This window comes from Streptococcus sp. S784/96/1 (assembly GCF_902729355.1).
GTDB lineage: Bacteria > Bacillota > Bacilli > Lactobacillales > Streptococcaceae > Streptococcus > Streptococcus caledonicus.
Genome location: NZ_CACVCC010000005.1, coordinates 87840 through 107659 on the forward strand (window position 1 = coordinate 87840; position 19820 = coordinate 107659).

The following is a 19820-nucleotide window of genomic DNA, read 5'->3' on the forward strand; positions in this document are numbered from 1 at the left end:
TCAAAATGTAATTAAAAAACGGATGCTATTAAAAAATAGAAAAATAAAAAATAGTAAAAAACACTTGATATAACCAGTTGTTTATGTTAATATATTGTTAAATAAGAAAACGATTCCAAAAGAGGTGATTCTACTGAAATTTGAGATTAGTAACGATAAGAATTTTTTTCTCAATCAAAAACCTTTCAAAATATTATCTGGAGCGATTCATTATTTTAGAATTCATCCAGATGATTGGTACCATTCTTTGTATAATTTGAAAGCATTAGGCTTTAATACTGTTGAAACCTATGTTCCTTGGAATTTGCATCAACCGACTAAAGATTCCTTTACTGTAGCAGAAAGTTTAGATATTGAGAGATTTCTAACGATTGCTCAGAAACTTGGGCTCTACGCTATTGTTAGACCCTCGCCGTATATTTGTGCCGAATGGGAATGGGGGGGCTTACCAGCTTGGTTATTGACTGAAAATGTCAGGGTTCGGACAAGTGATCCAAAATTTGTCCATTATGTTGATTGTTACTATGCTAAGTTGTTACCTATTTTGGCAAAACATCAGCTTAGTCATGGTGGAAATATCCTGATGTTCCAGATTGAAAATGAGTATGGGTCATACGGGGAAGAAAAGGATTACTTGAGAGCCATCAAATCGTTAATGGAAAAGCATGGTTTAGAAGGGCCTTTCTTTACTTCGGATGGGCCGTGGCGTGCCACTTTACGAGCTGGAAGTTTGATTGAAGATGACGTCTTAGTCACAGGCAATTTTGGTTCAAAAGCTGCTAGCAATTTCAAACAAATGCAGGATTTCTTTGATGAGCACAATCGCACCTACCCACTCATGTGTATGGAGTTTTGGGATGGTTGGTTTAATCGTTGGGGAGAAGAAGTCGTTACGAGAGAACCTGAAGAATTAGCTGAGTCGGTGATGGAATGTATTGAGCTTGGGTCAATTAACCTCTATATGTTTCACGGTGGAACCAATTTTGGCTTTATGAATGGTTGCTCAGCTAGAGGTCAGAAAGATTTACCTCAAGTAACTTCCTATGATTATGATGCTGTTTTGGATGAAGCTGGAAATCCTACTCAAAAGTTTTTTGAAATTCAAAAACGTTTGAAAACACGTTTTCCTGAATTGATAACTGCTATGCCTTTGACCAAAAAAATAAAAACCTATCCTTCGGTGACATTGAGTCAAAAGACAGGGCTTTTTGGTAATCTTAAAAATGTAAGCGTTTTAAAAATCAATCCTTATCCTTTGTCAATGGAAGAATTAGGGCAAAACACAGGATATGTTTTGTACCAAACAGAACTTGAGCGAGATAAAGATGATGCTGAACGTCTCCGTGTTATTGATGCAAGGGATCGCATTCAGGTTTATGAAAATGATTATCATGTTGCTACCCAATATCAGGATGAAATTGGTGAGGACATTGCCTTAGAGATGACTCAGAAGTACACGAATCTTAAAATTCTAGTAGAGAATATGGGACGTGTCAATTATGGTCACAAACTTGAGGCAGCAACACAACGTAAAGGTTTAGGGCGTGGAGCGATAGTGGATTTACATTTTATCGGTAATTGGAAGCACTATAGTTTACCGCTTGATTCTGTTTCAAATCTTGATTTTTCTAAAGAATGGAAGAGCGGACAACCTTCTTTTTATCACTATCAGCTGAAGATAGATGAGCTGGCAGATACCTATCTTGACATGACAGGATTTGGTAAGGGAGTCGTCTTTGTAAATAATATGAATATAGGAAGATTTTGGGAAAAGGGGCCAATCCTCACTCTCTACCTTCCTAAAGGATATTTAAAGAAAGGAGAAAATAGCATTGTTGTTTTTGAGACAGAAGGACGGTACAAAGAAAGAATTACCTTTACAGATAGACCTAAAATAAAAAATATTAAATAGTGAGAGGATTTTATTATGGCAATTATTGCAACGCGTATTGATGGTCGTCTTATTCACGGCCAAGTCGCAAATCTTTGGACAACGAAATTGAATATCAGTCGTATTATGGTAGTGGATAACGATGTTGTGAATAGTGATTTAGAAAAAACAGCTTTGAAATTAGCAACTCCTCCTGGAGTAAAATTATCAATCTTAACAGTTGAAAAAGCAGCAGCTAATATCTTAGATGGCAAATATGATTCACAACGTCTCTTGATTGTAGCTCGTAAACCGGATCGTTTTTTAGGCTTGTTAGAAGCTGGTGTTCAATTCCCAGAATTGAATGTAGGGAATATGTCACAAAGTGATGAAACACGTGCTGTAACACGTTCTATCAATGTTGTTAATCAAGATATCGCAGATTTTGATACTATTCACTCAAAAGGTGTTAAACTCATTTCTCAGATGGTACCAGGCGACTCACCCCAAGACTTTATGCCATTGTTGGATAAGGTTCGCTAATTTTAGAAATAAAACATAAAATTATATTAGGAGGAATACATCATGATTCAATGGTGGCAAATTCTATTACTAACTCTCTACTCTGCTTATCAGATTTTAGATGAGTTAACCATTTGTACTTCAGCAGGTTCTCCTGTTTTCGCTGGATTTATATCTGGTTTGATTATGGGAGATATGACAACAGGTCTTTTGATTGGTGCTAGTCTACAATTGATGGTACTTGGTGTAGGGACATTTGGTGGTGCTTCTCGTATTGATGCAACTTCTGGTGCGGTTCTTGCAACTGCCTTCTCAGTATCGCAAGGTTTGAATCCCGAGCTTGCAATAACTTCAATTGCAGTACCTGTAGCAGCCCTTATGGTTTATACAGATATTGCAGGACGTTTCTCAACAACTTATTTTGCGCATCGTATTGATAAAAATATTGACAATTTTGATTATAAAGCTATTGAACGTAACTATCTTCTAGGTGCGGTTCCATGGGCGCTTTCTCGTGCCTTACCAGTATTTTTAGCACTTGCTTTTGGAGGAGGTGCTGTTGAAACTATTGTTGATTTCATCAAAGAATATCAATGGGTTGCTAATGGTTTGACCTTGGCGGGACGTATGCTTCCAGGTCTTGGGTTTGCTATCCTTCTTCATTATCTTCCAATCAAACGCAATCTTCATTATTTGGCAATGGGCTTTGGGATTACCGCAATGCTTACTGTTATCTATAATAATTTGCAAACTGTTGCAGGGACCTTGACAGGTATTATCGGTGTAGATGCTAAACTTTTCAAAGATGTAGTTTTTAATGGTGCGCCATTTAAAGGACTTCCAATGATGGGAATTGCTATTATTGGTGCTGGTCTTGCAACACTTCATTATAAAAATAGTCAAAATAAACCAGAGGTAGTAGTACAAACAGTTTCAGAAAGTGGGGAAATTGAAGATGACGAAATCTAATTACAAATTAACAAAAGATGATTTTAATCAAATCAATAAACGTAGTCTTTTTACCTTCCAATGGGGCTGGAATTATGAACGGATGCAAGGTTCAAGCTATCTCTATCATATCTTGCCGCAATTGCGTAAAATTTATGGAGACGGAACACCTGAATTAAAAGAAATGATGAAAAATCATACACAATTCTTTAACACATCTAATTTCTTCCACACAATCATTTCAGGTATCGACTTAGCGTTAGAGGAATCAGAAGGAGTCGCTTCAAAAGAAGCGGTTAATGGTGTGAAAATTGGTCTTATGGGCCCATTTGCTCCGATTGGTGATTCACTTTTTGCCTCATTGGTTCCAACGATTATGGGGTCTTTAGCAGCGGGTATGGCCAAAGAAGGAAGTCCCCTAGGAATTTTACTCTGGGTATTAGTTGCCGGTATAGCTATCAATATCTTCCGCTGGAAACAACTTGAAATTGCATATAAACAAGGTACCAAACTTGTAACAACAATGCGTGATCAGTTAACCGCAATTGTTGATGCGGCATCAGTGATGGGAGTCTTTATGGTGGGAGCCTTAATTGCAAGTATGATTAACTTTGAAGTATCGCTTAATCTACCTGTTGGAGCCGGCATAGATGTTCAAAACTTACTTAATATGATTTTCCCACGTCTTGTTCCAGCACTTTTTACAGGATTTATCTATTGGTTGCTTGGTCGTAAAGGGATGACTTCTACAAAAGCAATCTTGGTTATCATTGTTCTTGCTGTTGCTTGCTCTGCGTTTGGTTGGTTTGTTATGGGAATGAAAGGGTAATATGGCAAAGCAGTTAATTTTAATTAGTCATGGTCTTTTCTGTGAGGAACTGAAAAAAAGCACGGAAATGATTATGGGACCTCAAGATATTATCCATACAGTAGGCTTATTGCCTGAGGAAGGTCCAGATGACTTTCGTCTTAAACTTGAGGAAAAAATGGCAGAGCTCAAAGAGTTTGTTGTCCTAGCTGATCTTATGGGTGGAACACCATGTAACGTGGCTTCACGTATGGTCATGGAAGGCAAAGGATTCGACCTCTATGCAGGTATGAATATGCCAATGATTATTGGTTTTTTAAACGGTGTTCTTCTTGGAGAGGACATTGATTTGGTAGAGTTTGGGTCAACTAATATTCATCATATCAATGATTTGCTATCATTTAATGAGAATGACGAAGATGATTAATTTTTCTTTATCTAGTTTCCTTTGAGTTAAACTAATCTATCTCTTTATCTCAATCCCCCTTTTGTGAAGTAATCAGGAGGGGGATTTTTTAGAAAAAGCGGTTGACAGAGGTTATTGAATATCATATAATAAAATAGTTGCCGCTATAGTTAAATGGTATAATAGAGCAATGGTAATGCTCCGTTCCGAGTTCGATTCTCGGTGGTGGCAGATAGCGAGTTGACCAAGGTCAACTCTTTTATTTTGGAGAGAGAGATGTCATACGAACAAGAGTTCTTAAAAGATTTTGAAGAGTGGATAAACACTCAGATTATGATTAACGAAATGGCAATGACAGAGAGTCGTCGTGTATTAGAAGAAGATAAGGATGGTCGTGCAGCAGACGCTTATATTCGGTATGAGAGCAAGCTTGATGCTTATCGTTTTATTCAAGGGAAATTTGCTAATTATAAAGAAGGTAAAGGATTTCATGAGTTGCCTGAGGGCTTATTTGGAGAGAGACATTATTAAAGGGAAAGGAAAGATATTATGGCAAAGAAAAAAGTAAATCGTAAAAAACAATTGAAAAAACAATTCGCAGCCTTGAGAAAAGCTGGTAAATTGGTGGGGAATACCGTAGCAGAGACTGCACAAACAGTAGCTCATCAAGCCTCAGATGTGACAGCTGTCGCAACAGAAAAAATTAATGAAGTGGTTGAAATAGTAAAAGAAAAGGTTGAGGAAGGTAAGGCGGTTGTCGAAAAAGTGACAAAGAAATCTGAAGCAAGCTTAGAAGACTTGACAAATGAATTGACAGGATTGGCAGTTGCGCGTGTGGAGACATTCTATGCGGAAGGTATTTGTACAGCAAAGGATTTTGCTTCTTGGACTGAAAAAGAATTGTTGGAACTTAAAGGCATTGGTCCTGCGACCCTAAAAAAATTAAAAGAAATTGGTATCACATTCAAGGCATAAATCAGTTGAATAAATAATTAGTTTCTGTTAAAATAGGAATGCTCAGAGGTGTTTTGAAGCCCATTTGTTACAGAAAGCGGTATTGCTGAGAAATCCGCACAAATGTCAAGACTGGTTACTGATGTGATTACTGAAATAGTATGAGTTGCGGACTGGAATAGTCCGAATCTGGGTGGTACCGCGGAAATCAGAAATGAACTTCGTCCCTGTCTAGCGTTAGCTAGATGGGGATTTTTATATGGAGAAGTGGTTATGAAGCAGGTATTTGAAACAACAAAATGTTATCTTGGCTATCCCGTTTTTATTCTGGGCTACAAGGATGAGGATCATGGTTACAATATCACGACCTCCAGTTCCTCTTATAGCCTCAGTGATATGATGGTGATTGGGCTGTTTAAAGGAAACAATGCGACTAAACAAATCAAAAAATATGGTCAATTTACCGTGAATGTTCCGACAGAAAATCTTATGTTGCAGATTGAACAGGCAGGTTTTCACAGCTCCAGAGATAAGTTATCTTTGACCAAACTTGATTATACGATTGCAAACGAGATAGATGCTCCGTTATTGACCCAATGCCCGATTTCAATCGAGTGTGCCGTGACTAATATCCAGACCCACGAAAATTATGTCAATATTACCGCACGGATTGTCAAACGTTGGGTGGATGACAGCCTTTTGGATGCTAAGGGGCGGTTCAATAGCAGAGCTTTTCATCCTATTGAGTATATGGGAGATGGTAAGGAGCGTGTCTATCGTTATTTAGATGACACGCGGAGCGATAAATTAGGTCATTTTATGAAACAAGGCAAGGAGGTAGTTCGTGTTGAAAATTCTAGAACCTTATGATGGCAAGCGTCTGCCAGTTGTCGAGACTGACCGCTTGGTTTTACGTCAGCGCACAGTAGCGGATGTTGAAGACATTTTTGCCTATGCTAAATTGGCAGAAGTGTCCTATCCGGCAGGATTTCCACCCGTCACGAGCTTGGAGGATGAAATTACCTATCTCGAAACCACCTTACCTCAGCGTGAGGCGGACCACAACCTCCCATCTGGCTACGGCATTACCCTGAAAGGTGAGGACCGTGTGATTGGCTCTGTGGACTTTAACCACCGTCATGCTGATGATGTCCTCGAGATTGGCTACCTCCTCCACCCTGATTATTGGCGCCAAGGTCTGATGACCGAAGCGGTGGAAGCTCTCGTGGAGTTAGCGTTCACCCTCCTTGATCTGCACAAGGTAGAAATTTCCTGCTTTGATTACAATGGCGGAAGTCGGAAAATTGCTGAGAAACTAGGCTTTACCCTTGAAGCGACCATCCGTGATCGCCGTGATGCTTTGGGAAATCGCTGCGCAGATCTTCGTTTTGGACTTTTGAAGTCAGAATGGGAGGCAAGTCATGGATAAAAAACTCATCTTAGAAAATACTCGTCAGTTTGTCAAAAATCTTTCTGATGGTGAAGCGAGTGGTCATGACTGGTGGCACATTGTCCGTGTGACCAAGACCACCTTGACCATTGCCAAAGAAGATGGTGCTGATCCTTTTATCTGTGAAATGGCTGCGCTCCTCCACGATGTGGCAGATGAGAAATTAAATGCCAGCGAAGCAGAAGGTTTAGCTAAACTGACCGCTTTCCTAGATAGTCAGTCGCTCCCAAGTGAGCTGAAAGCAGAAATTTTAGCCATTATCCAAGGTATTTCTTACAAGGGTGGGCACAATCAGGCAGTGCTGTCGCTAGAAGGGCAAGTGGTTCAAGACGCAGATAGGCTAGATGCCATCGGAGCTATCGGTATTGCCAGAACCATGGCCTACTCAGGCAATAAAGGCAGACTCATCCACGACCCCAATAAACAAGCGCGTGAGAACCTAACCCTAGAAGATTACCGCAAGGGTGAAGACACCGCCATCATGCACTTCTATGAAAAACTCCTCAAACTCAAAGATCTGATGAATACCGAGACGGGAAAAAAACTGGCAGAACAACGACACCAGTTCATGCTAGATTACCTCGATCAGTTCTATGCCGAGTGGGAAGGGGAGAGGTAGAGGAAAGTGATATGAATATAATCTTAATCGGAGCTCAAGCGTCTGGAAAAATGACAATTGGGCAAGAACTTGAAAAACAATCTGATTTAGTCCTTTTCCATAATCATGAATCCATTGATTTTGTTACAAAATTTATACCGATGTCAACTGAGGCTAGAGAACTAATCAATACGATTCGAGTGGAGTTTTTCAAAACCTTTGCCAAAACAAATCAACAGATGATTTTTACAGTGGTTATTGATTTCAATGATCCTGATGATATTGCTTTTTTAGAAGAAATCCAATCGATTTTTCAGCAGTGGGATAGAGAAGTTTTATTTGTCGAGTTAGAAACGGATTTGCAAGAACGTTTAAGACGTAATAAAACAGAAAATCGTCTCTATCATAAACCTATAAAGCGCCATATAGAGTGGTCTGAAAAAGATATTTTAGAGACAGCGACTTTTGCTAACTTTAATCCAGAAAAATCACCAGAAAGCCTGAGACGGTATGTTAAAGTTAATAATACCGAGCTTTCTCCTCAGGAAACAGCGCAGCTTATTTTACAAAACATAAAAGAAATACAAGAAAATTAGGAAGGACATCATATGTCAAAAGAACTATCACCAAAATACAATCCAGCCGAGGTTGAGGCTGGGCGTTATCAAACTTGGTTAGACCAAGATGTTTTCAAGCCGTCAGGCGACAAGAAGGCCAAGCCTTATTCTATCGTGATTCCACCGCCAAATGTTACTGGTAAGTTGCACCTTGGCCACGCTTGGGACACGACTCTTCAAGATATCATTATCCGCCAAAAACGCATGCAGGGCTTTGATACGCTCTGGTTGCCTGGTATGGACCACGCGGGTATCGCGACGCAAGCTAAGGTTGAGGAGCGCCTTCGTGAGCAGGGCATCACGCGCTACGATCTCGGTCGTGAAAAATTCCTAGACAAAGTTTGGGAATGGAAGGACGAGTATGCGACCACTATCAAGGAGCAGTGGGGCAAGATGGGGCTTTCTGTCGATTACTCACGCGAGCGTTTCACCCTTGATGAAGGCCTGTCAAAAGCCGTGCGCAAGGTCTTTGTGGACCTCTACAAAAAAGACTGGATCTACCGCGGTGAGTTCATCATCAACTGGGACCCAGCAGCCCGTACAGCCCTTTCAGACATCGAAGTTATCCACAAGGACGTTGAGGGTGCCTTCTACCACATGAATTATCTGTTGGAAGATGGCTCGCGCGCCCTTCAAGTGGCAACAACGCGACCAGAAACCATGTTTGGAGACGTTGCCGTTGCCGTAAACCCAGAAGATCCTCGTTACAAGGATTTGATTGGTAAAAACGTGGTTCTTCCAATCGTGAATAAGCTTATCCCAATCGTTGCCGACGAGCATGCCGATCCAGAATTCGGAACAGGGGTGGTGAAAATCACACCTGCCCATGACCCGAACGACTTTGAGGTTGGTCAGCGCCATAACTTGCCACAAGTCAATGTCATGAACGCTGACGGTACTATGAACGAACTGGCTGGCGAATTTGCAGGCATGGACCGTTTTGCAGCGCGTAAAGCTGTTGTAGCGAAGTTGGAAGAATTGGGTGCCCTTGTCGAAATCGAAAAACGTGTTCACTCGGTTGGTCACTCAGAACGTACAGGTGTGGTGGTTGAGCCTCGCTTATCAACTCAGTGGTTCGTTAAAATGGATCAATTGGCGAAAAATGCCATTGCCAACCAAGACACAGACGACAAGGTGGAATTCTACCCACCACGTTTCAACGATACTTTCCTTCAATGGATGGAAAATGTTCACGACTGGGTAATTTCTCGTCAGCTTTGGTGGGGTCACCAAATCCCTGCCTGGTACAATGAAGCAGGTGAGATGTACGTCGGTGAGGAAGCTCCAGAAGGTGACGGTTGGAAACAGGACGAAGACGTCCTTGACACATGGTTCAGCTCTGCTCTTTGGCCATTCTCAACAATGGGTTGGCCTGATACAGAAGCAGAAGATTTCAAGAGATATTACCCAACTTCAACCTTGGTAACGGGCTACGATATTATTCCATTCTGGGTGTCTCGTATGATTTTCCAAGGAATTGAATTTACTGGTAAGAGCCCGTTTAAGAATGCTCTTATCCACGGACTTATCCGTGACGAAGAAGGGCGCAAGATGTCCAAGTCCTTAGGTAATGGTATTGACCCAATGGATGTTATTGAGAAATATGGTACAGATAGCTTACGTTGGTTCTTATCTAACGGCTCTGCCCCAGGACAGGATGTCCGTTTCTCATACGAAAAAATGGATGCCTCATGGAACTTCATTAACAAAATCTGGAACATTTCGCGCTACATTCTCATGAATAATGAAGGCTTGACGCTAGCTGATGCGACAGCCAATGTTGATAAAGTTGCTGCTGGTGAAGCTGGAAACGTGACGGATAAATGGATTCTCCACAACCTCAATGAGACCATCGGCAAGGTGACGGAGAACTTTGACAAGTTTGAGTTTGGTGTGGCAGGTCACATCCTCTACAACTTCATCTGGGAAGAGTTCGCCAACTGGTACGTGGAATTGACTAAGGAAGTCCTTTACAGCGACAACGAAGACGAGAAGGTTATCACGCGCTCTGTCCTCCTCTACACATTGGATAAAATCCTTCGTCTTCTTCACCCAATCATGCCGTTCGTGACGGAAGAAATCTTTGGCCAATATGCTGAAGGCTCTATCGTGATAGCGGACTACCCAACAGTTGATGCTGCCTTTGAAAATGAAGCTGCCCACAAAGGCGTGGAAAGCTTGAAAGACCTGATTCGTACCGTGCGAAATGCGCGTGCAGAAGTGAACGTTGCTCCAAGCAAACCAATCACCATCCTTGTGAAAACAAGCGACAGCGACTTGGAAAGCTTCTTCAACAGCAATGTCAACTACATCAAACGTTTCACAAACCCAGAAACGCTTGAAATCTCATCACGTATCACTAACCCAGAACTTGCCATGTCAGCCGTTATCACAGGCGCTGAAATCTTCCTCCCACTCGCCGACTTGCTCAACGTGGAAGAAGAGCTCGAGCGCCTCAACAAAGAACTCGCTAAATGGCAGAAAGAACTCGACATGGTCGGCAAAAAACTCAGCAACGAACGCTTCGTCGCCAACGCCAAACCAGAAGTCGTCGAAAAAGAAAAAGCCAAACAAACCGACTACCAAGCTAAATATGATGCGACCGTAGAGCGTATCAAAGAGATGGAGAAGTTGGTGAAGTAAGGTAATAATGGTTATGAAAACGTTAGTAAATGCTAGCGTTTTTTTGTATAATGAATCTAGATATTGTTTTTTTACTTAAATAAAAGGAAATTATGTTTTCTTTTTTTCAGTAGACTATGAGCATAATAAAGCATTTAGGGATGAACAGATAAAAACTAAGGTGTGAAATGGGAATTAGTAAGGAAAAATTGAAAGAATCGTGTAGACGAGCAATAGCAAATGTTTTGTATGAAGGCACAACGGATGTTGAGATATTTAACCATGCTTTTGAAATTGATTTTTTAAAAAATCAAGATATAAAAAATGAGATGGTGAGCTTGGTATGTAGTTCTATTCAGGCTGCTTTAGGAATTGAAAGTTTAGGAAACAGTGGGAGCCAAGAAAAAAATAACTTTTCAAAATTAAAGGTTCACAAACTAGGTCATGTTTTGGTACCTAAGAAAAACCTTTCAGATTATCGAAAATGTGCTATTGTAGACATATATGATGAAATCGTATATCTTACCCTGGTATTAAGTATTGCTCAGCAAATAGAAAATATGAGAATAAAAAAATCTCTCAATAAAGTATTCTCTTATAGATTTGTTAATGGCAATAAGTCTGGTATATTATTTGATAAAAAATATAATTATTCTACGTTTAGAAATGCTATTCTTAAAAAGAGTAGGAAAGAAGAATATAAAGTCGTAGTAGAGTGCGATATTGCAAATTTTTATGATAGGTTAAATATCCATAGAGTAGAGTCAGTTTTAAGATCGAATCCTAAAATTGATGAAGATATTATATATATAATAAATGAACTTCTGCTGTATTGGGCTAACAGAGATTCATATGGATTGCCAGTAGGTTCAAATGCTTCTAGGATTTTAGCTGAGTCTGCTCTCATTGAAGTTGATAATTATTTAATATCAAAAAAGATAGAGTTTTGTAGATTTGTAGATGATTATAGAATTTTTGCAAAAGATGCGATTGAGGCGCACAATAATTTAGCACTTTTAACTGCTCGCTTAAGCAAAGAGGGAATATTCCTTAATACTCAAAAAACTAGAGTGCGGGATATTTCAGAATTTAAGATAGAACTATCTACGATTGAAGAAATTGAAAGTAATTCTCACCGACAGGATCTTGAACAAGATAATGAAACTAAGAGTATTCAAGAAAAAGATAAAGTTTCTAAAATAATAAAAGGTTATTCTGGTCTCATACCCACTAAATTTAGGAGACTTTCAAATAAAGAAATCAAGAAATTAAAGGAGAATGATCTTGAAAACATGTTGAATAAAGCTACTCAGTCTGTACTTGTTGATGAAAAAATGATGACTAGCATTATTCGCACAATTGTCGCACGCGAAGAGTATGAGAGACTTGGGGAATTACCTAATATACTGCAAAAGTATCCCCAGTTTATTCCCTATTTTGTTGATACTGTACTTAAATGTGAAGGAATTTCAAAGGAAGTAATTCAAAAGATATGCAATGATTTTGAATATTGGATGACTAATTTAGATGCACCTGAATATATTCAAGTTTATTTGACTAGACTCTACTCAACACCTCCGTTTGACAATAAACAAATATTATTAAATAGTTTTAGAAATTTAAAAAGGAATTCAGGAGATTATATTGGGAGGGCAATCCTTGAAGGATTGGATGGTAGTTTAACAAGAGGAGAACTATTAGAAATCCGAGATTACTACTATAGAGCTGATAAATGGGAAGAGAGACAAATTTTAAAAATGATTAATTCAAACTTGTCTAAGGGAGAAAAAAGGCCGTTTTTTAAAGATATAAAGTTTCACGAAGAAGACTTCTTTATTAATAAAATTATTTCTTCAAAAAAATAAAAGCAATTTTCAGTATATAGTCCTAAACCAGCTCTTTACATCCCTACCAATATATTAGATAATAGTTCTATCAACTAGATAGGACTATTTTTTATGGGATCAGCTTTTGAGGCTCAGTTGTTAGAGTCGATGCAGTTTGGGTTTATTGATCGGGTACGGTTTCGGGATGTCACTTATGCGCCCAAGATTTTGATTAATAATGCTGAGGAGAAGCGTTTTGTTCTGACGGATTTGCAGGAGGAATTGCTCAAGAGTACGGCCTTTTATTTCTCGGTGGCTTTTGTGACCCAGTCTGGGATTTCTATGATCAAGGCGCAGTTGGCTGATTTGGCGGCACGTGGTGTTCAGGGGAAAATCTTGATTTCACCATACCTAGATTTCAATGACCCTTTGGCTATGTATGATTTATTGAAATTGCCAAATGTGGAAGCAAGGATTTCTCAGGAATCCTTGCAGCTGCATTCCAAATATTATTTGTTTGAGCAGGAAAACAAACAAGTTCTGATTGCTGGCTCATCCAATTTAACAGCGACAGCCTTGAAACAAAATTATGAGTGGAATATCAAGCTCAATTCGACGGATAATGGGGACTTACTTTATCAGACTAAGCAAGAATTTGACCGAGTCTGGGAATTATCTAGACCATTGACAGCTGAGATTATTGAATCCTATAAACGAAAACGGAAGTCTGTTATTCAGGTAACGACCTTTGAGGAAGAGCTAAAAGCAGACTACCAAGTCGGCAAGATTGAGCCAAATAAAATGCAAAAAGAAGCGTTGGCTGGTTTACAGCAAGTGCGTGATAATGGCGCTCAGAAAGCTCTTGTGATCTCTGCGACAGGTACTGGGAAAACCTATTTGTCAGCTTTTGATGTTTGGCAGGTCAATCCGGAGCGTGTGCTTTTTATTGTGCACCGTGAGCAGATTTTGAGAAAGTCTTTGGAAAGTTTCCAACGTGTGCTTGGTTTTTCTGATGACGAAGCTTGTCTTTATAAGTCAGGTATCGATATTTCTAATAAGAAGTACATTTTTGCGACCATTCAGACCCTATCACGTGATGAGCACTTGCAACGCTTTGCGCCTGTTTTTTTCAATTACATTTTGATTGACGAAGTTCATAAGGCTGGTGCAGAATCTTATAAGAAGGTGATGAATTACTTTACTCCAGACTTTCTTCTAGGAATGACGGCGACACCTGAGCGGACGGATGGGCAAAATATTTATGAGTTATTTGATTACAATATCGCCTATGAAATTCGTCTGCAAGATGCTATGGATGCGGATTTGCTCTGTCCTTTCCACTATTTTGGAGTGACCGATATTTTGGTCGACGGTGAGCTCATTAGTGAGAAGGAAGATTTCTCAAATCTTGTTTCCAAAGAACGCGTCAACCATATTCTCGAAAAAATCAATTACTATGGGCATAGTGGTGAGTCTGTGCGTGGCTTGATGTTCTGTTCCAGTAAGAATGAAGCAAGAGAATTGTCTATTCTCTTAAATCAAAAAGGTTTTCGTACACAGGCCTTGACAGGTGATGATAGTCAAACAGTCCGTGAAAAGGCAGTGCAAGAGCTTGAAAAGGGTGAACTAGATTACCTACTCACGGTTGATATTTTCAATGAAGGGATTGACATTCCTAGTGTTAATCAGGTGGTCATGCTTCGGAATACGGAGTCCAGCATTATCTTCGTTCAACAACTAGGCCGTGGTCTGCGTAAGCATGATTCAAAAGACTATGTGACCATTATTGATTTTATTGGGAATTATCGCAATAACTATCTGATTCCAGTGGCTCTGTTTGGTGATCAGTCCATGAACAAGGATAATTACCGTCGCGAAGTCCGTGAAGCGAATTTGATCAGTGGTTTGACGACGATCAATTTTGAAGAGGTTGCCCGCAAACAGATTTTTGAGTCTATTACGAACACCAGTCTATCCAGCATGAAAATTCTGAGAGATAGTTATTTGGATTTGCAGAATAAATTAGGTCGTCAACCGTTTTTGAAAGATTTTGTGACTTATAATGGCATTGATCCGCTGACGTTCTTTAAAAATAGTTCTTTTAAGAATTATGCAGATGTTCTAAATAAATTCTCTGATTCAGTGATTGATTTAACCAGAGAAGAAAGAGGGTATTTAAATTTCCTGACGACAGAATTATTAGGAAGTAAGCGACCTCAAGAAGTATTGTTGTTGGAGTATCTAGTTAATTATGGCACAATAACTAAGTCGGATTTTAAGGAACTACTAGGTAAAGAAGGTATGAATAATGATTGTCATACACTGAGTACTATGGAAAGGATATTAAAGTTATCGTTTTTTGTAGAAAACGATAGAAATAAATATGGAAACATGCCTTTGATTGATGATGAAAATGATGTTTATTCCTTAAATAGATTATTTTCTAAACTTATTGAAAGAAAACTTTTTTATGATCTATGTATTGATGCTATTAAAGTAGGAATTTATAAGTCTCGGGGAACAACTGGTAATCTCAAAATTGGTGAAAAATATACCAGAAAAGATATGTGTAAATTATTCAACTGGGAAAAAGATGAGAGTTCTACCGTCTATGGTTATAAATTGAAATACAATAAGTGTCCAATATTTGTAGGTTATCACAAGGAAAAAAATGGAGAAATTCCCTATAAAGACTTCTTTACGAATGAAAAAATATTTAACTGGATGACTCGAAAGGATACTGATCTGAACTCCAAACAAGTTAAAGAGATTATCAATTCGGCAAGTACTGGTATGAAACTTTACCTTTTTATTAATAAAAGTAAGGATGAAGGATCAGAACACTATTTCATGGGAGAAGTGAAATATATTGAAGGAACTGCTCAAAATGATGTTGAATCGGAATCAAATAAAAAGGTTGTAAGGATGCAGCTAAAATTGGAGACTGCTGTAAAACAGGATTTATATGACTATATTACAAAAAAATGAGGTTCTTTTGAATCTCATTTTTTGCTTAATAAGTCAACAGCAGGACGATCAACAGGTGCCCAATCAAGAGTGTGGAGCAGGCTAGGTTCTAACCATTTGGAGTCTTGGTGCTCTAATAAAGTTAACTGTTCAGATAAGAGTTTTGCCTCAAAAGTCTTCATAACAACAGTTCCGAAGTCATAGTCATAAGAGGCTTCGTTGACGTAGTTCAACGCTTCAATATCAGCATTGAATTCCTCTTTGATTTCACGGATAAGTGCTTCTTGAGGAGATTCTCCGTCCTCTAATTTCCCACCCGGAAATTCCCAAAAACCAGCCAGTGATTTTCCTTCTGGACGCTGAGCACAGAAGTATTTCCCATCCTTCAAAATAGCAGCAGCAACGACGTTGATAATTTTTTTCGACATGGTGTTCTCCTTTGTTATAACACTATCATATCAAAAAAAACTGGTTTATTAACATAATAGTTAGTAACTTTAAAAAAATATTGTTTTTTGTAGCGAAATTTTATAAAAATGGGTAAAATAGAAGAAAAAGGAGTCGAGGTACTATATGGGATATCCAGTGTTTGATGAATCGCAGGGACAACAAATTGTAGATGCTATTTTGAAGGGGTATAAGGCATATTTGGATGTACGGCTGAAGGCAAAGGAGGAGATGATAGTCTCTGCAGGTTTTGCATGGACAAAGCCTAATTATATTGATGATGCTGTTTCTAAAGCAAACTTACCATTTATAACAAATGATACCGTTCAGCATGCAGGTCAATCTTGGGAATATATCGAGTTTGAGAGTGAGAATACAGGCTTGGGTAAGGTATTACTCATTATCAAGGGCGAGGCTCGCTTGAAACAAAATTTTCCAAAAGTAGCAAAGGAAAAGGACGGTTACTTATTTGATCTTGCTGAAATCAATAATCGCTTTATTGCGGAGCAAATTAAGATTGATAATCATTCTAGTGAGCTCAAATTAGATAAGATTCAGTTAGAGCTTATTCAAGATGAGCAATTTGAAGCCTTAACTCACACCGAATCAACTTTTGATAATTTTTTGATTATAACACATCAAGTAGATAAAAGTTACCAAATGACAAAGATTCAAGTAGTGATGCCAGACGCACGTTATGGGAAATTATTGGAGTTGCAAGATTTATCCGAATATATCAGTTCAAGTTCAATTGATTTCACTGATGACAAATACCATAAATTTACAGACTTGTCTGATATTAACGATATTGAAGAATTTGGTATTCTACCACGTGTAGCTATTCAAAAACAAGGATAGTTGCTTTAGAAAGGGAATTTCCATGTTTAATGGTCATATTTTGGAAGAGTTGCGGTTGTTGCATGGGTTGACGCGCTCAGAGTTGGCTGAGAAATTGCAGGTGAGTGAGCAGGCGATTTGGCAGTTTGAGAACCAGCAGACAACACCTAAAATGAAGCATTTGATGGCTCTGGGTCAACTTTTCCATGTAGCGATTGATTATTTTGATAAAGCAGAGCAGCCGTCTCAATTTGATTTGAGTCGGATTGCTTTTCGGAATGCGGATTTGGAGACGAAAAAGACCATCCGCATTCAGACGATTTACCTTGAGAAATTAAATCAGATGATTGATTATTTGGAGCAGTTTGTTCAGATTCCACATCAGATTATTTATGACTTGTGTGAGGAAACCAATCAACTTTTTCAAGATGGTTTGGCAATTCAAGAGATAGCGATGATGGCTCGGAAGGCGCTAACGATTGCTTCGGACAATAGTAATCTTCTCTATCATTTGGAAAAGTCGGGAATCTACATTTCAGAACGATTGATCAATGGGCAAGCAGATGCTTATAGTGCGTGGTCAAAGAATGGACGTCCCTTTATCATACTCGGAGTTGGAAAATCATCTGTCCGTCGTAACTTTGATTTGGCGCATGAGTTGGGTCACTTGTTACTGCATCAACAAATTGATTTTGAAGAGCTTTCAGTAGCTGATTTAGAGGAAAAAGAAAGAGAGGCAAATCAGTTTGCTTCCTATTTCTTGTTGCCAGAAGAAGAGTTTTTACGAGATTTTCATGATTTGGTAGGTAAGCGAGTGAGTAATCCAGATCAGTATGTCCTTTTGAAGCAGAAGTATCATGTCTCCATTCAGGCTTTGGAATATCGTGCTTACACATTAAGTTTGTTGACACCACAGCAGAATGCTTATTTTTATAGACAGATTTCTAAAAAAGGTTATAAAATTGTTGAGCCCTTAGATACGGATATTCCGATAAAACATCCAAGCAAAATCAGAAGTATTTTGGAAGTGATTTTATCGCATAAATTATTGACCTTACCTGATTTGACAAGATCTCAGAAAGCTTCTACACAATACATCAGTCAATTATTTGGCTTTGATGACCAATTTTTTGACCCCTACCGTGAAACTGACACAAGATTTGATAACGTCATTCCTTTATTTTCGAGGAAAATGGGATAGTTAAATAAGCATTCAAAAAGTTGTTGTGACGTTATCTATCTAAAATAAACATCCCACGAGGTAATTTATGTCGGAATCTATCATACGTTTGGCGAGTCAGGGGAGCTTGGAGGAGGAGTTAGCTGAGTTAAAAGTGCAACTAGCTGCCTTGCTGTCTGAGCGAGACGACCTATTGCTCCATGTTTGTAAAAATATTGAGATGGATTTTATGCTCAAGATTGGTCGGTTTGAGTATGAGGCTTTTCAGGCGCAGTGTGATTATCTGCGGGCAAAGCGGAAATGTGAATTACTTCAGGCCTTGAAAAATCGTCAAGAGACGGTTGATTTAGATGAGATTGAACGTCTTTTGGATGAGGAATTAAAAGAGTACATGGAGCGTTTGAAACTCCAGTTTGAGGAGATTGCAAAGGCGATTGAGCGCAGTCAATACACTGCTTTGACAGAGGACGAGACCAAAGATTTAAAGCAATACTATCGTCAAATTATTAAGTGCCTTCACCCAGATTTGCATCCTGACATTTCAGATGAGGAGTTAAAACTTTTTCATGCAGCTGTGGCAGCCTACGAGGCGGCTGATTTAGAGACGGTTCAGATGATTTATAATTTGCTAGTGGATAGAGGAGATGGTGATATTCTCGGTAGCCATACGCTCTTGAAAAAGCGGATTGAGCAGTTGAGAGTACAAATTCAGCAACTAGAAGAGCAGATTGAAAATATGAAGTCGCAGTATCCATATATCTATAAAGACTTATTACAGGATGAGAAATGGGTAGCGGAGCGTCAAGAAATGTTAAGGAATGCTAAGGCTGATTTTATTAAAGCAAAAGAAACCTACGACAAGAGAATCAAGGAGTTGTTACGCTAGATGGACTTACAGAAGATAGACAAAGGAAATGATCTGGTCAGCCTTTTTCACCAAAAAAGTAGTGAAGTGGATTTTGCTCTGCCATTTGAACGAGATATCTTTCTCTTTGATACCTATGTCGCAGGTGTTATGCATGTTGAAAATTTTGAAATGATTGAGCCAGATTTGAAAAATGGAGTGGAATTAGTCTTTCTCAGAGAACCCAATAATCCCTATGATGCGGAAGCCATTATGATTCAAACCCAAGCAGGGCAGAAAATTGGCTATGTCCCTAAAAAAGATAACGTCATCTTTGCCCGCCTTATGGATGCCGGAAAACTCCTTATCGGCAAAATCCAAGAGAAAACCCAAAAAGGCAAATGGACCAAGATTGACATTAGCATCTATTTGAGGGATTAGATGAAATCTATCACATACAAAGATGAAAAGCAGACATTGAAAAGAACCCCTTATAATGGACAGTATAAAAAGTACTATACTGTTCTTATAAGGAGGTTCTTTTCTCATGGCTAAAAAAGGAAGTAAATTTACAAAGTATCCACCTGAATTCAAAATACAAGTAGTCGAGGACTATCTTAGTGGGAAAAGTGGTGGTATGGACTCAATTGTAAAAAAGTATGGCTTGAAATCAACCAATCAAGTCCTCACATGGACTAGAAAATATCGCGAAAATCCACAATTGCTCCACCAAGATTTAAGAGGTGCTAAATCAACTGGTCGTCCAAAATCAACCAATCTTGATGAAATGACAATAGAGGAACAGAATGCCTTTCTTCGTATGGAGAATGACATTTTAAAAACCTTAAGGACTCTCCTCAGAAAGTGAGAAGAGTCCACCTTTATCAAGTCGTTGAACAATTGAAAGAACGTTATTCCATCTCC

General features: G+C 38.9%; 20 protein-coding genes and 1 tRNA gene. 20 read left to right on the top strand and 1 reads right to left on the bottom strand.

Annotation, left to right across the window (positions count from 1 at the left end; genetic code table 11):
• Positions 1 to 124 precede the first annotated feature (124 nt).
• The 15 genes from GZ996_RS02895 (at position 125) to GZ996_RS02965 (ending at position 15609) form a co-directional block, all read left to right on the top strand.
• Positions 125 to 1912, top strand: a complete 1788-nt coding sequence (locus GZ996_RS02895; RefSeq protein ID WP_162011303.1) for a glycoside hydrolase family 35 protein — start codon at positions 125 to 127, stop codon at positions 1910 to 1912.
• A 15-nt stretch (positions 1913 to 1927) separates the two neighbouring features.
• Positions 1928 to 2413 (top strand): PTS system mannose/fructose/N-acetylgalactosamine-transporter subunit IIB, encoded by a 486-nt coding sequence (locus GZ996_RS02900; RefSeq protein WP_156806122.1) that lies wholly within the window; start codon positions 1928 to 1930, stop codon positions 2411 to 2413.
• A gap of 42 nt (positions 2414 to 2455) precedes the next feature.
• Positions 2456 to 3361 (top strand): PTS mannose/fructose/sorbose/N-acetylgalactosamine transporter subunit IIC, encoded by a 906-nt coding sequence (locus GZ996_RS02905; RefSeq protein ID WP_156806123.1) that lies wholly within the window; start codon positions 2456 to 2458, stop codon positions 3359 to 3361.
• Positions 3348 to 4169 carry a PTS system mannose/fructose/sorbose family transporter subunit IID gene (locus GZ996_RS02910; RefSeq protein ID WP_156806124.1) on the top strand — a complete coding sequence of 274 codons (822 nt, stop codon included), beginning with the start codon at positions 3348 to 3350 and terminating at the stop codon, positions 4167 to 4169. The genes GZ996_RS02905 and GZ996_RS02910 overlap by 14 nt, the downstream gene beginning before the upstream one ends.
• 1 nt (position 4170) lies before the next feature.
• Positions 4171 to 4575 (top strand): PTS sugar transporter subunit IIA, encoded by a 405-nt coding sequence (locus GZ996_RS02915; RefSeq protein ID WP_156806125.1) that lies wholly within the window; start codon positions 4171 to 4173, stop codon positions 4573 to 4575.
• A 139-nt stretch (positions 4576 to 4714) separates the two neighbouring features.
• Positions 4715 to 4785 (top strand) — tRNA-Thr (locus GZ996_RS02920).
• A gap of 45 nt (positions 4786 to 4830) precedes the next feature.
• A complete protein-coding gene (locus GZ996_RS02925) occupies positions 4831 to 5085 on the top strand; it encodes a DUF1912 family protein (protein ID WP_156806126.1) in 255 nt (84 codons plus the stop codon).
• Between the two features lie 18 nt (positions 5086 to 5103).
• On the top strand, positions 5104 to 5529 hold the full coding sequence (locus GZ996_RS02930; protein WP_156806127.1) for a helix-hairpin-helix domain-containing protein: 426 nt from the start codon (positions 5104 to 5106) through the stop codon (positions 5527 to 5529).
• Between the two features lie 252 nt (positions 5530 to 5781).
• A complete protein-coding gene (locus tag GZ996_RS02935; protein WP_162011294.1) occupies positions 5782 to 6378 on the top strand; it encodes a flavin reductase family protein in 597 nt (198 codons plus the stop codon).
• The gene (locus GZ996_RS02940) at positions 6353 to 6937 is read left to right on the top strand and encodes a GNAT family N-acetyltransferase (RefSeq protein WP_156806129.1); all 585 of its coding nucleotides are present in this window, start codon (positions 6353 to 6355) and stop codon (positions 6935 to 6937) included. The genes GZ996_RS02935 and GZ996_RS02940 overlap by 26 nt, the downstream gene beginning before the upstream one ends.
• Positions 6930 to 7577: an HD domain-containing protein gene (locus GZ996_RS02945; RefSeq protein WP_162011295.1), complete on the top strand. Its 648-nt coding sequence runs from the start codon at positions 6930 to 6932 to the stop codon at positions 7575 to 7577. The genes GZ996_RS02940 and GZ996_RS02945 overlap by 8 nt, the downstream gene beginning before the upstream one ends.
• 11 nt (positions 7578 to 7588) lie before the next feature.
• Positions 7589 to 8152, top strand: coding sequence for an ATP-binding protein (locus tag GZ996_RS02950; protein ID WP_161978631.1), 564 nt, complete (start codon positions 7589 to 7591; stop codon positions 8150 to 8152).
• Positions 8153 to 8164: 12 nt separating this feature from the next.
• Positions 8165 to 10816, top strand: a complete 2652-nt coding sequence (locus GZ996_RS02955) for a valine--tRNA ligase (protein ID WP_162011296.1) — start codon at positions 8165 to 8167, stop codon at positions 10814 to 10816.
• A gap of 167 nt (positions 10817 to 10983) precedes the next feature.
• Positions 10984 to 12660 carry an RNA-directed DNA polymerase gene (locus GZ996_RS02960; protein ID WP_162011297.1) on the top strand — a complete coding sequence of 559 codons (1677 nt, stop codon included), beginning with the start codon at positions 10984 to 10986 and terminating at the stop codon, positions 12658 to 12660.
• 93 nt (positions 12661 to 12753) lie between these two features.
• Entirely contained in the window at positions 12754 to 15609 is a 2856-nt protein-coding gene (locus GZ996_RS02965) for a DUF3427 domain-containing protein (protein WP_162011298.1), read from the top strand.
• A gap of 14 nt (positions 15610 to 15623) precedes the next feature.
• Here the strand turns inward: GZ996_RS02965 and GZ996_RS02970 are convergent, their stop codons facing one another.
• Entirely contained in the window at positions 15624 to 16016 is a 393-nt protein-coding gene (locus tag GZ996_RS02970; RefSeq protein ID WP_018377626.1) for a (deoxy)nucleoside triphosphate pyrophosphohydrolase, read from the bottom strand.
• 145 nt (positions 16017 to 16161) lie between these two features.
• On the opposite strand from GZ996_RS02970, the gene GZ996_RS02975 reads away from it, so the two are divergent.
• The 5 genes from GZ996_RS02975 to GZ996_RS02995 all read left to right on the top strand — a co-directional run bounded on the left by GZ996_RS02975 (position 16162) and on the right by GZ996_RS02995 (position 19764).
• Complete coding sequence (locus GZ996_RS02975; protein ID WP_018377627.1) at positions 16162 to 16893, top strand: spr1630 family ClpXP-sensitive toxin; 732 nt, start codon at positions 16162 to 16164, stop codon at positions 16891 to 16893.
• Between the two features lie 22 nt (positions 16894 to 16915).
• Entirely contained in the window at positions 16916 to 18073 is a 1158-nt protein-coding gene (locus tag GZ996_RS02980; RefSeq protein WP_162011299.1) for a spr1629 family repressor/antitoxin, read from the top strand.
• A 67-nt stretch (positions 18074 to 18140) separates the two neighbouring features.
• Positions 18141 to 18938 (top strand): hypothetical protein, encoded by a 798-nt coding sequence (locus GZ996_RS02985; protein WP_162011300.1) that lies wholly within the window; start codon positions 18141 to 18143, stop codon positions 18936 to 18938.
• Entirely contained in the window at positions 18939 to 19337 is a 399-nt protein-coding gene (locus GZ996_RS02990) for an HIRAN domain-containing protein (protein ID WP_162011301.1), read from the top strand.
• 106 nt (positions 19338 to 19443) lie between these two features.
• Positions 19444 to 19764, top strand: a complete 321-nt coding sequence (locus tag GZ996_RS02995; RefSeq protein ID WP_162011302.1) for a transposase — start codon at positions 19444 to 19446, stop codon at positions 19762 to 19764.
• Positions 19765 to 19820 lie beyond the last annotated feature (56 nt).

Bases quoted from the DNA above. Each gene is read 5' to 3' on its own strand.
- GZ996_RS02965 (WP_162011298.1), top strand. From the start codon at position 12,754: ATGGGATCAGCTTTTGAGGCTCAGTTGTTAGAGTCGATGCAGTTTGGG.
- GZ996_RS02910 (WP_156806124.1), top strand. From the start codon at position 3,348: ATGACGAAATCTAATTACAAATTAACAAAAGATGATTTTAATCAAATC.
- GZ996_RS02900 (WP_156806122.1), top strand. From the start codon at position 1,928: ATGGCAATTATTGCAACGCGTATTGATGGTCGTCTTATTCACGGCCAA.
- GZ996_RS02955 (WP_162011296.1), top strand. From the start codon at position 8,165: ATGTCAAAAGAACTATCACCAAAATACAATCCAGCCGAGGTTGAGGCT.
- GZ996_RS02945 (WP_162011295.1), top strand. From the start codon at position 6,930: ATGGATAAAAAACTCATCTTAGAAAATACTCGTCAGTTTGTCAAAAAT.
- GZ996_RS02930 (WP_156806127.1), top strand. From the start codon at position 5,104: ATGGCAAAGAAAAAAGTAAATCGTAAAAAACAATTGAAAAAACAATTC.
- GZ996_RS02985 (WP_162011300.1), top strand. From the start codon at position 18,141: ATGTCGGAATCTATCATACGTTTGGCGAGTCAGGGGAGCTTGGAGGAG.
- GZ996_RS02950 (WP_161978631.1), top strand. From the start codon at position 7,589: ATGAATATAATCTTAATCGGAGCTCAAGCGTCTGGAAAAATGACAATT.
- GZ996_RS02970 (WP_018377626.1), bottom strand. From the start codon at position 16,016: ATGTCGAAAAAAATTATCAACGTCGTTGCTGCTGCTATTTTGAAGGAT.
- GZ996_RS02935 (WP_162011294.1), top strand. From the start codon at position 5,782: ATGAAGCAGGTATTTGAAACAACAAAATGTTATCTTGGCTATCCCGTT.
- GZ996_RS02925 (WP_156806126.1), top strand. From the start codon at position 4,831: ATGTCATACGAACAAGAGTTCTTAAAAGATTTTGAAGAGTGGATAAAC.
- GZ996_RS02990 (WP_162011301.1), top strand. From the start codon at position 18,939: ATGGACTTACAGAAGATAGACAAAGGAAATGATCTGGTCAGCCTTTTT.
- GZ996_RS02960 (WP_162011297.1), top strand. From the start codon at position 10,984: ATGGGAATTAGTAAGGAAAAATTGAAAGAATCGTGTAGACGAGCAATA.
- GZ996_RS02980 (WP_162011299.1), top strand. From the start codon at position 16,916: ATGTTTAATGGTCATATTTTGGAAGAGTTGCGGTTGTTGCATGGGTTG.
- GZ996_RS02995 (WP_162011302.1), top strand. From the start codon at position 19,444: ATGGCTAAAAAAGGAAGTAAATTTACAAAGTATCCACCTGAATTCAAA.
- GZ996_RS02905 (WP_156806123.1), top strand. From the start codon at position 2,456: ATGATTCAATGGTGGCAAATTCTATTACTAACTCTCTACTCTGCTTAT.
- GZ996_RS02915 (WP_156806125.1), top strand. From the start codon at position 4,171: ATGGCAAAGCAGTTAATTTTAATTAGTCATGGTCTTTTCTGTGAGGAA.
- GZ996_RS02975 (WP_018377627.1), top strand. From the start codon at position 16,162: ATGGGATATCCAGTGTTTGATGAATCGCAGGGACAACAAATTGTAGAT.